At 39.5% G+C, this 11,574-nt stretch carries 11 protein-coding genes; 1 reads left to right on the top strand and 10 read right to left on the bottom strand.

Going from position 1 to position 11,574, the window contains the following annotated elements:
• Nucleotides 1–107: 107 nt before the first annotated feature.
• The 7 genes from AC0KUU_RS06575 to AC0KUU_RS06545 form a co-directional block, all read right to left on the bottom strand.
• Nucleotides 108–1,820, bottom strand: a complete 1,713-nt coding sequence (locus tag AC0KUU_RS06575; RefSeq protein WP_322552131.1) for a TcaA NTF2-like domain-containing protein — start codon at nt 1,818–1,820, stop codon at nt 108–110.
• Nucleotides 1,821–1,899: 79 nt separating this feature from the next.
• Entirely contained in the window at nt 1,900–2,808 is a 909-nt protein-coding gene (locus tag AC0KUU_RS06570) for a phosphotransferase (protein ID WP_322552132.1), read from the bottom strand.
• Between the two features lie 98 nt (nt 2,809–2,906).
• On the bottom strand, nt 2,907–4,235 hold the full coding sequence (locus tag AC0KUU_RS06565; RefSeq protein ID WP_473451746.1) for a 6-phospho-beta-glucosidase: 1,329 nt from the start codon (nt 4,233–4,235) through the stop codon (nt 2,907–2,909).
• Between the two features lie 38 nt (nt 4,236–4,273).
• Nucleotides 4,274–5,620 (bottom strand): PTS cellobiose transporter subunit IIC, encoded by a 1,347-nt coding sequence (celB, locus tag AC0KUU_RS06560; RefSeq protein ID WP_322552134.1) that lies wholly within the window; start codon nt 5,618–5,620, stop codon nt 4,274–4,276.
• 11 nt (nt 5,621–5,631) lie between these two features.
• Complete coding sequence (locus AC0KUU_RS06555) at nt 5,632–5,937, bottom strand: PTS sugar transporter subunit IIB (RefSeq protein WP_043983066.1); 306 nt, start codon at nt 5,935–5,937, stop codon at nt 5,632–5,634.
• A 262-nt stretch (nt 5,938–6,199) separates the two neighbouring features.
• On the bottom strand, nt 6,200–6,682 hold the full coding sequence (locus tag AC0KUU_RS06550; RefSeq protein WP_043983069.1) for a hypothetical protein: 483 nt from the start codon (nt 6,680–6,682) through the stop codon (nt 6,200–6,202).
• 56 nt (nt 6,683–6,738) lie between these two features.
• Nucleotides 6,739–7,671, bottom strand: a complete 933-nt coding sequence (locus AC0KUU_RS06545; RefSeq protein WP_280559813.1) for an ADP-ribosylglycohydrolase family protein — start codon at nt 7,669–7,671, stop codon at nt 6,739–6,741.
• Nucleotides 7,672–7,861: 190 nt separating this feature from the next.
• Between AC0KUU_RS06545 and AC0KUU_RS06540 the strand changes: the two genes are divergently transcribed.
• On the top strand, nt 7,862–8,428 hold the full coding sequence (locus AC0KUU_RS06540; protein WP_043983073.1) for a DUF6434 domain-containing protein: 567 nt from the start codon (nt 7,862–7,864) through the stop codon (nt 8,426–8,428).
• 116 nt (nt 8,429–8,544) lie between these two features.
• Here AC0KUU_RS06540 and AC0KUU_RS06535 read toward each other — a convergent pair whose 3' ends face one another.
• From AC0KUU_RS06535 to AC0KUU_RS06525, 3 genes are all read right to left on the bottom strand, one after another.
• Nucleotides 8,545–10,047: a malate:quinone oxidoreductase gene (locus AC0KUU_RS06535; protein WP_013083523.1), complete on the bottom strand. Its 1,503-nt coding sequence runs from the start codon at nt 10,045–10,047 to the stop codon at nt 8,545–8,547.
• A 707-nt stretch (nt 10,048–10,754) separates the two neighbouring features.
• Entirely contained in the window at nt 10,755–10,913 is a 159-nt protein-coding gene (locus AC0KUU_RS06530) for a hypothetical protein (protein WP_155726330.1), read from the bottom strand.
• Nucleotides 10,914–11,095: 182 nt separating this feature from the next.
• Nucleotides 11,096–11,488 (bottom strand): immunity 50 family protein, encoded by a 393-nt coding sequence (locus AC0KUU_RS06525; RefSeq protein WP_322552135.1) that lies wholly within the window; start codon nt 11,486–11,488, stop codon nt 11,096–11,098.
• Between the last annotated feature and the right edge of the window lie 86 nt (nt 11,489–11,574).

The following is an 11,574-nucleotide window of genomic DNA, read 5'->3' as shown; positions in this document are numbered from 1 at the left end:
ACGCTGGCAGCGTAGCAGTCACTCAAAACACTTCCCTCTCCCCCAACCACAATAACCGCTAGCCCTCAAAAGGAACTAGCGGTTATTCATAATCTCTCAGAAACCATTCACTCCTCCACCGGCTTCTGCTCATCTGTTAACGTATCAATTTTAGTAATTTGAAGTTTGTCTTTGCCAGCAGCTTTAACATGATAAATTCGTTCTTTCTTAAACTGCGTGCTTGCATCATATGAGTCGGTGAACGTATATACTTCGTTTGTATAAATGTCGTAGGTTCCGTCGTCATGTGATTCTGTCTTTTTCACTAGAAACTGATCGTTAGCAAACGATACGTTTTTTCCGGCTAAGGATGTGATATAGCTTTTTAGCTGTTTATAAACTGGCTGACCCGAGTCAATGTAAGGCGCCATCCCACTAAAGTCTCCGCTGTTTAAGCTTGAAAAGTAAGCAGCTTTATAAGAAATAAAAAAGTTTTCAAGATCCGTTTTGCTTACAGTATCTGGCTTAGGCTGTTCATTTTTTAACGACTTCGTGCTGGCCGTAGCTTTTATGTTTGAGCTTGTTTTTACAGTTTGATTATCACGATTCATATATACAATCGTCAGTAATAAGACAAGGATGATAGCGCCTCCTATTAAAATAGGAAAAGTGCGTCGTGATGATTGCTGCTTTTTGAGCACGGGAAAGTCTGCGTAGGATGGCAGCGTAACAGGTTCTATATCTACCTTTAACCGAGCTAATGGCTTTAGCATCTCCGTTCTTTTTATACTGTTAAGCGGCTGAAGTGCTAAAAATTCTTCATATGCAACAATAAACTCGTTTACTGCTATTCCTTTGTACATGCCGTAAATTCGGTTCCACAGTTCTCGACACCGATTATCCTTTATATCTTCACTCAGTTCGTTAAAAAATGGTCGTGATTTTTTAATAAAAGCCGCTAACCACGTTTGATGAACGTCGACTTTGTGGACTGTATTTAGGTCGTTAAGTGATTGCTTTAACTTGGCCTGTTCATTTGCATCGTTTTGGCTAATCACTTCCATACTGCGTTGCGTTTCTCCCAGAACAGTAGAAAGACTCTTACTCATTTTTTCTTGCAAGGCATCAAACTGACTGCGAACATCAGGCCAGTGAAGTTCGAGTAACTGTTTTTGTGCAGTCGTGGCTTTTCGAATACTTTCATTTAGCTCATGCTGCTTTGTGCGAAAGGCGGTCGTTTTTTGTTTGGTCACTACTTTATTTTTGCTTAGCTGATGCCATTCTTGCTTTAAACTCTTGTCTTCTTCGAGTACTGTGGCTATCGCTTGTTTTACATGTTCATGCTTTTTTTGAAAGTCAACGAACGCGGGCAAATAAGCATTCCAGCTTTCCTTGATTTCTTTTAACAATGACGTGTTAGCATGTTTTTCTGTTAGTTGAAAAAAGTCGTTTCTAAACGCTATCATATCCGCTTCAGAAAAAAGTTCTTTTCCGAAAAGCTCTGTCACATTCCTATGTATGCTTATTAATTGTTCAATCTGTCTCGTATTGCTTTGACGCTTTTTTATGTACTCGGGATAGTCGCTTGAAAGAAACGTCACCATTGTATATTCACTGTTGTTCATGTTGTACTCTGTACGTTCTTTTTCCAGTTCGTCATACACTTTCTGCAGATGACGTTCTACTATGGAGAGAAATTTTTCTTTATCCATCCCCTCTACTTCTTCTTTTAGCATGTTTAAAGATTCCGTTTCTCCAATAAGAGATGTTTTTTCTTTATATAGCTGTATCCATGCTTCTAGCAGCTGCGCTGCTGATTCATTCCAGTGGCTTGTATTCATTGTTTGCTTCACCTGTTGTTTTTATTTTTATCCTTTTTTAACTATACAGGAATTTAACAGAAATTCTATTACAGTTTTATTACTCTTGAAAAATCAGGTTCAAGCTTTCAAGAGCCGCTTCTAGCGTTTGTTTGTCTCCTTGATCGTAGCTGTTTGCCACTAAGACTACAGTTGTAAATACAGCTTTCCATTTTGCCAGTCTGTGCGTTTCTTCGTCTACTTTTCCGTATTCTTTAAAAAAACGTACTCTTCCTTTAGGAGGTAAAAAGCTGTAGGCAATCGCTAGGTCAACTGCCGGATGACCAATATGAACATCTCCCCAGTCAATGATGCCTGAGACCATATTGTTTTGATCAACAATCATGTTTTTAATATGAAGATCTCCGTGAACCAGTACGTTTTTTTCTTGATAGTGAATTTCTTGTATGTCATTTACATAGTTTTCAAGAATAGCTTGTTTCGAATAAAGACTGCGCTCTTTCATTTGCTTGACATATTTCTCTAGCGCCGGCTTTCGCTTCATCATATCAAGCCGATTCAGCTCATCAAACGGCACGCCGAGCTCTTGGGCTTTTAAATGAGAATAGTAATGCATCGTGCGAAGAAATCTTGCTAGTACAGAAGCGGATTGTATGCGCTCTTCTTCTGTTAATCTCGCAGGCGAAGTTCCTTGGACGTAGTGATAGCCCGTAAACGGCCAAGGATAGCCTGCATTCGGCTTACCGAAAAAAATGGGCTCTGCAATGGATAGCGGCAGCTGAGAAGCAAGGCTTGGTAAAAGCTGATTTTCTGTTTTTAATAGTCCTACTGCGAGTTCTCGTCTTGGAAACCTGAAAACAAAGCGGTCGTTTACTTGATAAACCGTATTGTCAAAGCCGTAGCCAAGCAGCGAAATTTTAGCGGGCGCAAGTTCTGGAAACTGCGTCTCGGTTAGCGTTTTGGCAAGCGGTGCTGATACAATTTGTTCTGCATCCCATGTATTTGGCACTGTGATCACCTTTCTTTGATGTTGATTTTGTATGTAAAGTATACTATAAAAATGAAAAAACCTCTGACTCGTTGTCAAAGGTTTTTTCACTATACGTATTAGACTTTCACCGAGTTAAAAAAATGCGGTAAATGAGATTTATGCGCGTCTAGCATTTCGTCCAAGAGCTGCTTGGCAATAGTATCAGATGGGACTAACGGATTGATTGTCATTGCAACAAGCGCGGTATTGTAATCTCCCGTAACGGCTGCTTCGGCCGCCACTCGTTCAAAAGATTTGATTTGCTGCACAAGTCCTCGAACAGCTACAGGTAAATCACCGACTGCAATTGGCTTTGGCCCTTCTTTTGTAATCACACAGCTCACTTCAACAGCAGAATCATTCGGAATGCTGGCAATTGCCCCATTGTTAATGGTATTTACAGGCTGAATATCGCCTTTATCATTATAGATAGATGAAATTAAGCTGCAGGCTGCATCGCTGTAGTACGCCCCTCCTCGCTTTTGAAGCTGAGGGGGTTTAATTGCAAGATTAGGATCTTTATAGAGCTCAAATAAGTCTTTTTCTAACGCGCGCACTACTTCAGCTCGTGTGCCTTCGAGCTCAGCTGCATTTTGTTCTTCTTGCAGCATTTCGTTTGTTTTATAATAATAGCGGTGATAGCCGCATGGAATAACTCCTAGGCCTTTAATAAAGTCAGGATCCCATGAAACTCCTTTGATATTTCGCATAGACATCGCATTCGTCGGGTCTGCCATGGCGTCAATCACTTGATCTTTCACGCTCACTCCGTCTAAAAAGACATCTAATCCAAAGACCATATGATTTAACCCGGCAAAGCTAACCTGTACGCGGCTTTCGTCTACTTCTAGTGCTTTAGCAATCCCCATGCGAATACCGATTGGCACGTTGCATAAGCCCACTACTTTTTTATGATTGCTATAGCGTAAAATGGCTTCTGTCACCATACCAGCTGGATTCGTAAAGTTTACAAGCCACGCATTTGGACATAGTTCTTCTATATCTTTCACAATACTTAAAATCACAGGAATTGTGCGCAGCCCTTTGAATAATCCGCCCGGTCCATTTGTTTCTTGCCCAATCACGCCGTATTTTAACGGAATTCGTTCATCTTTCATTCTTGCGTCTAACAATCCTACGCGAAATTGTGTAGTGACAAAGTCGGCATCTTTTAACGCTTTTCTTCGATCCAGCGTAAGATGAATATCAATTGGCACTCCTGCTTTTTCAACCATTCGTTTTGCCAGATTCCCAACAATCTCTAGCTTTTCTTTTCCTTCTTCTACATCTACTAGCCAAAGCTCTCGTACAGGCAGCTCGTCATAGCGCTTAATAAATCCTTCGACAAGCTCCGGCGTGTAGCTTGAACCTCCGCCAATGGTTACAATTTTAATTCCTTTTGTCATTTCAATCCCTCCGCTATAATGAATGATTTTAAAATACGTTATCCAACACTTTGCTGTTCTTCTTTTACCGGTGAACAATCTATAGAAGCTCCGGTTTCTTCTATAAGTTTTTGTTTGTCCCACATTTTAAAGAATGGAAAATAGACGCCAAACGATACCACCATTAGCACAAGCTGCAGAACAGCCCCTGATATGCTTCCTGTAATTAAGTAGCCGCTAATCACCGGCGGCATTGTAAACGGCGTGACAATTCCTATTGGCTTTGCAACGAGGCCGATATCCATCGATACATACGTAATGATAACCGATAGAAGCGGCGCTAAAATAAACGGAATAATCATAATCGGATTTAATACGATAGGCATTCCAAAAATAACAGGTTCGTTAATATTAAAGAAGCCCGGTCCGATGCTTAATCTTCCTAGCTGCTTCATTTGCTGGCTTTTCGCAAACAGCACCATCGCCAGCACAAGAGAAAGCGTAGTGCTGGACCCTCCTACAAACACAATATCGTTAAATTCATTCGTTACAATATGCTTCACTGGCTCACCAGAAGCAAGAGCGGTTGCGTTTTCCGTTGTTAGCGTAAGCCATACAGGCGTCATGACAGAACCAACAATCGTCGCACCGTGTAGCCCCGTACTCCACATAAGAGTAATTAAGATAAAAATCAGAATCGTACCGACTAAGCTTGTACCAATATGAGTTAAAGGCTGTTGCAGTAAAACCGTCACGACATTATGTAAATTCCCGAAGTCTCCGACGTTTTCTACAAGCAAACGTAGCATCCATATAACCATTACAGCGCCAAACCCTGGTATTAACGCTGAAAATGAACGAGCGACAGCTGGTGGAACGGTTTCTGGAAGCTTAATCACAATATTTTTTTGAATAATCTTCCGGTAAACTTCTGTTGCGATAACAGCTATGACCATCCCCACAAAAAGACCTTTACTCGTGAACATCGCCGTTTGGTAAGCTGTTTCGACCATAGCCGTTCCATCTGCGTTTTCTCCAATCGTATACGAAACAAAAGGTGTCCCGACAAAGAAAGCAGCTAAAGACACTGCACCTGAAGCAAGTGCATCCACTTTATACGATTCTGCTAAGCGATAGGCAATCCCGAACGTAGCTACTAAAGCCATAATTTCAAACGTTCCTCGGTACGGGTATAAAATGCTTGCTTTTAGCTTAGGATGTTCTGTTAAAAAATCTGTGTAGGCTTGAAAAGGCAAATTGGCTAAAATTAAGAAAAGTGAACCGATAATAATAAGGGGCATCGTCAGGACCATACCGTCTCGTAATGCTTGAAGATGACGCTGCTGAGCAGCTTTGCCAGCAAGCGGCATAATATATGTTTCAAGTACACGATTCATTTTGCTCAATTGATTCCCTCCTATTTCGAAACTAACTGCTCAGCAGATTTTAGCACTTCTTCTCCGTTACACATTCCGTAATGAACCGGATTAATAACCTCTACTGGAATTCCTTTTTCCTCTCCTAACTTTTTCATTTGAGGAAGCAAGTAGCGCACTTGCGGACCTAAAAGTAAAATATCTGCATCATCAATATGATTTCTAACCGAGTCTCCTGGTACTGCCCAGATTTTGCACGTTGTCTCTTTTTCTTTTGCGCTTTTTTCCATTTTAGTCACTAACAAACTTGTAGACATCCCTGCTGCGCAGCATAGTAAAATATTCATTTCCAATTCCCCCTTGATCAGTGATTGATTAACATCCATAAATGAGATAAGTATCTTGCTAAGGTGTTTTCTTGTTACCTTCACTATATATTGAAAACGCTTTCAATTAAACGTAATATTTTTCCGTTACCAAAGGAAAAATATTGTGTGAATATTCTTTAAATTCTGAGGGGAAGGAATTGTAAATCAAATTGAATTGTGGTAGATTCTTAAAAAAAGATAAGCAGCTCACCCATCTAGGTAAGCTGCTTATCGGCCCTTATTATAACCCAGTAGAAATTGTCTCCTGATGTGAGATTCCTAGGTGGCGGTATGAGATGGTTACTTTTTGTATACTTATATTATCTGCAAGAGAAAGCGCATATATCTGATCACTTTCTTTTCCTTTGTGCGATCTTTCTAGCTGTTCGTCAGGGCCTGTATGCGGCTGCAGCTTCACACTTTGCAAGCTCTTAAACGTATAGCCTTTTGTTTCTTCGCTAGTAAAGTCTCCAAGAAGGAACTCTTTTTTATCATTGCTTACTTGTATTTTTGCATATTCGGACGTTTTGTTTCCGTTGATACGGATTTGTTCTATTTGAATATCTCCTAGAGAGCCCTTATTACCTATAGAAATCAGCTGAACTTTTTTGTTCTTGGCACAGCCAGCGGCTTTAGCCTCCAACGATGCACTCATTTTTACAAATGTATATACTCCAACAAATACGATAATCAAGATACTAGCTATAAGAAAAATCTTTTTCAAAAAAACACTCCTTACCTGACTTTTTCATGAAATACAGCTTCTGTTTATTGTCTTTTTCATATACACGCATCTGCAAATTTCTTACAAGCTCCTATCAACTCTTCTTTTTTAGCAAGCTGACAAACCCACTCTTCAGGAATACCATCCAGCTGATAATATGCTCCTGCCATAGTACCTGCAATAAAGCCTATTGTGTCTGTGTCTTCTCCTAAATTCACAGCGGTAAATACAGCTTCTTTGTAGTCATCGCTTTGCAGAAAAGACCAAAGAGATGCTTCTAGCGAGCTGACGACGTATCCAGTTGACCCGATTTCATTTCTCGCTGCGTGCGGCAAGCTTAGGTTTAACACTCGTTCATACGCAGTGAACTCTGCTTCATACTCCGTACCTGTTAACTGCTTTTGACAAAGATTTACCGCTTTTTCATATGCTTCAAAAGGCTGGTCGCCGTCAAGAAGACAAATAAGCAGCTCCACGTATATAATGCAGCCAAGCGTAGAGCGCACATGGCGGTGCGTGACGTGAGCAATTCTTTCTATTTCTTCTTTTCTTTTTATAAAGCTAGGTTCCTGACGTAGTGTAAACGCAAGCGGAGCAATACGCATAAGCGCTCCGTTTCCGTTGTCGTATTCAGCACTTCCTCCCCACTCTTCTTTAGGAAGCCCGCTTTTATAGCGGCGAATCGCTTCGCTTGTGGCAATGCCAATATCAAACATTTCTCCGTACGGCGTCCAGTAGCCATTCGCCCAATAGCTCGCAAACTTTTGCATCAAATCATATTCATCTTGTTTGTCTAGTAGATTATCAATCAAGCACATCGTCAGAGATGTATCATCTGACCACGTTCCTTTAGGCTGGTTGTATGTACCGTAGCCTGTCATAGTTGTGATCCGAAATGTATCGCGTTTTTTAAACTCAACTGGAACGCCTAAAGCGTCTCCAACAGCTCCTCCTAGAATCGTAGAAAGGACTTTTTTATGTAGCGTCATGCAATCAACTCCTTTTTCTTATTGTAATTGTTTGATTTTGGAATTTGCAAGAGATCTCTTGCCTAGATGCTTTTTCTTCTTTATAAAATAGGAAGAAATATAAAGACATCCCTTCATAATTCTCTAAAACAATTGACCACCAAGAACAAACGTTCTATGATTACTTTGTAAATATATGGAGGTGAAAACAATGAGACCCGAACTTACAAAAAATTTATCTATCAATGACTTCACGGATTTTTACTGGCTCAAAACCGAGCTGCAGAAATTTTGCCGTGAAAACAACATGAGCCCGTCTGGATCTAACATGGAACTTTCAAAAAGAATTGAAGTGTTTTTAACAACCGGTGACACTCAACACTCAGGAGCACCTTCTAAAAGACGCTCGTCCTCTAAAACACAAGCGCCGCTAACATTAGATACCGTCATTGGGGAAAACCACCGCTGCAGTCAAGAAGTACGGGCTTTTTTTAAAGAAGCCATTCATCCTACGTTTCATTTTTCCACGTATATTCAAAACTACCTTAAAGAAAATGTAGGGAAAACCTATCGAGATGTGGTAAAAGCGTGGCATGAAGAAGAAGAACGAAAAAAGCAGCCTTCTTATCAAAAAGAAATTGCGCCTCAGTTTGAGTACAACCGCTTTATTCGCGATTTTTTTAACGATCCGAAAAACAAAGGAAAAAGCCGCGATGATGCAATTGTAGCGTGGAAGCATTTGAAACTTCAGCCTGGAAGCAATCAATACCACTCTTAAATCAAACTCTACATAAATAAAGAGCATTAAAACACCACCTCAAGAAAAGGTGGTGTTTGTGCACGCCTGTAGATTTCTTCACATACGCATGTGCTGTTTGTTACGGCGTAAAATCTTTAGCTATAAACAGACTCTTTTTTAATTAAACCAAGCGTCTGTGAAGTGGACGCATGAATTTCGTTAAAGAAGTCTGGATGATCAACTAATGACATGCCATAGGAAGGAATCATTTCTTTTATTTTTGGCTCCCACTTGTTCATGTTTTCTGGGAAGCATTTTTCCAATACTTCAAGCATAACGTGAACCGCCGTTGATGCACCAGGCGAAGCGCCAAGAAGTGCAGCAACAGAACCATCAGCCGCACTTACAACTTCTGTACCAAACTGAAGCGTTCCTTTTCCTCCGGCTTCCGTGTCTTTGATTACCTGAACACGCTGGCCTGCTACAACGATATCCCAGTCTTCGCTTTTAGCGTTCGGGATAAACTCACGCAGTTCTTCCACACGTTTTTCATTTGATAACAGCACTTGCTGAATCAGGTATTTCGTTAACGCCATTTCTTTGACGCCTGCTGCTAGCATGGTTAAAATATTATTCGGTTTTACAGAACTGATTAAATCCAAGTTTGAACCTGTTTTTAAGAACTTTGGTGAAAATCCGGCAAACGGGCCAAACAACAGCGTCTTTTTGTTATCGATATAGCGTGTATCAAGATGCGGAACTGACATTGGCGGAGCTCCGACTTTGGCTTTTCCATATACTTTCCCGTGATGCTGCGCAATGACTTCAGGGTTATTGCATACCATAAATAATCCGCTTACCGGGAAGCCTCCAATATGCTTGGATTCAGGAATACCTGTTTTTTGAAGTAAAGGCAAGCTTCCGCCTCCGCCTCCGATAAAGATAAACTTTGCCGTGTGGTACTCAACTTTGCCGCTGTCTACATCTGCGACTTTTACTTCCCACATACCGTCACTTTTACGTTTAATATCTTTTACACTTCGTTTGTAATGAACGTGAACCCCTTTATTCTTCAGATGGTCAAACAACATGCGTGTTAAAGCACCGAAGTTTACGTCTGTTCCCGAATCAATTTTAGTTGCGGCAATCGGTTCATTTGACGTGCGCCCCTTCATGATTAGCGGAATCCATTCTTTTAGTTTGTCAGGACTGTCGGAATACTCCATTCCTTGAAACAACGGATTGTTTGACAGCGCTTCAAAACGCTTTTTCAGAAACGATACATTTTTTTCCCCTTGTACCAAACTCATATGCGGAATTGGCATGATAAAATCTTGCGGATTGCGAATCAACTTGCTGCTTACCAGATAAGACCAAAACTGTCTTGACAGCTGAAACTGCTCGTTAATTCGGATCGCTTTTGTTATATCTATAGATCCATCAGCTTTTTCTGATGTATAGTTTAGTTCGCACAGCGCAGAATGGCCCGTCCCTGCATTATTCCATTCGTTCGAGCTTTCTTCCCCTGCGTCTGCGAGTTTTTCAAATACTTTAATGTCCCATTCAGGTGCTAACTCTTTGAGTAATGATCCCAAAGTTGCGCTCATGACTCCGGCACCAATTAAGATAACGTCTGTTTTTTTCTGTACGTTGCTCATTATAACCTTCCTCATCCCCTATATTTGTAAAAAGATGTAGGCGCTCCTGCTTACGTAGTAAAAAAATTCAGGTGCGACCTAAGAACACACCTTTTTCTGTCTCACTTATAACTATATCACAGTATAATTGTCTGATGATTATAAACTATTCAAAAATGATAAAAAAGTGAGAAAATCGCCCACAAATTCCAAAAAACTTATTAAATTCCGTCTGCATTTTCTTTTATTAGTAAACTTTTATACCTACTTCTAAGTGGCAAAGCATTGATTAATAAAATAACAAACTATTCCAAAAATTCAGCTTAAAAACCAAAATAACTGTCTTGAAAATTTCACCTACTATAACTATACTCATTTGAAAGAACAAACAGCACTATAATTAGAAATGCCTTCATTCTTTTTGACTAGTTATACGTAGACGTATATATATGTATAGAGCACCGGCTCGTCCAGGTGCATATTTAGAAAAATAAGTATATATTGCAATGGCTAATTTTCAGCTCATATTGCAAGTTACAATATCTATGTCATATAACATACCATGAAATAAGTGAATAAGTAAATGATTATTCAGAAATTTATGTTATAAAACCTAACATGTATGTTGACTTTTACATAGGACATAGTTATTGATAAAGAGTAGCACCTTACATGCTTCTCTTATTTCAAAGTTGTTTAGTTAAATCGTTCATGCGTCGTGGTTATTATTAGCTTCCACCAAAATAAGCCACGCTTAGCACGTGACTTGTTTTGGTTCTTATTGAGCTTGGTTGAATATTCTCTCGTGTAAACGTCCAAATACCACGATTTTTACCAAAACCGCTAAATTCAAACTTAAAATCGCCTTCTTTTAGTATATCAAACATTGCAATACCGCTTTGTTTTTTCTCCTGGTGAAATAATTTCCATTCAAATAATCCTCTGTGGCACCAGAAACAACCTTGGCATTGTCCATATTCATCTAAATAAATTATTCTATCTATCGTGCGCTCTGAATGCAAATACAAAGTTTTTTTGTTCTTATACTTATGCCTTTTTTAATAAATTCTTATGGTGTACCTATTAAACCAGGATTTATTTGTTCAATCCTTGCCCAGTCAAATAAACACGTAATAGACATTCTATTAGTACATTGAATTTTTATAGATCCCCCTTCCCCAATATCTTCAATTTCGAATTCCTCAATTTCATTAATAGTTCCAAATGAATTGATTTCCAATTCTTTCACACCCAAAAATGACATTTCAATATATACTATGTCCCATTCCCCCCACCGTTTAGGCTTATTTTTTACAATCTCTTTAGTAGATAATTGAATAAATAATGTCGGACCATCTCTTTTTATTTGAACACTCAATAATTCAGAATTGTTAAATATTGGCATCCTACCAAAAATGCCTGTAACTGCTTGAGGGTTCATTATCCTACTCGAGTTAATCATATATACACTCCTCTATTTCTATTAATACGTTGTCTATCTCTTACACGCTTTATAATTAATCAAGACTATATCTCTGATATAAATAC

The sequence above is a fragment of the Priestia sp. ST2 genome (assembly GCF_055810735.1).
The sequence above is the reverse complement of the archived record's forward strand: the minus strand, read 5'-3'. Positions and strand labels throughout refer to the sequence as shown.

Excerpts from the sequence above, each read along its gene's own strand:
- AC0KUU_RS06575 (WP_322552131.1), bottom strand. The coding sequence starts at position 1,820 with ATGAATACAAGCCACTGGAATGAATCAGCAGCGCAGCTGCTAGAAGCA.
- AC0KUU_RS06565 (WP_473451746.1), bottom strand. The coding sequence starts at position 4,235 with ATGACAAAAGGAATTAAAATTGTAACCATTGGCGGAGGTTCAAGCTAC.
- AC0KUU_RS06555 (WP_043983066.1), bottom strand. The coding sequence starts at position 5,937 with ATGAATATTTTACTATGCTGCGCAGCAGGGATGTCTACAAGTTTGTTA.
- AC0KUU_RS06545 (WP_280559813.1), bottom strand. The coding sequence starts at position 7,671 with ATGACGCTACATAAAAAAGTCCTTTCTACGATTCTAGGAGGAGCTGTT.
- AC0KUU_RS06540 (WP_043983073.1), top strand. The coding sequence starts at position 7,862 with ATGAGACCCGAACTTACAAAAAATTTATCTATCAATGACTTCACGGAT.
- AC0KUU_RS06535 (WP_013083523.1), bottom strand. The coding sequence starts at position 10,047 with ATGAGCAACGTACAGAAAAAAACAGACGTTATCTTAATTGGTGCCGGA.
- AC0KUU_RS06530 (WP_155726330.1), bottom strand. The coding sequence starts at position 10,913 with ATGTTTGATATACTAAAAGAAGGCGATTTTAAGTTTGAATTTAGCGGT.
- AC0KUU_RS06525 (WP_322552135.1), bottom strand. The coding sequence starts at position 11,488 with ATGATTAACTCGAGTAGGATAATGAACCCTCAAGCAGTTACAGGCATT.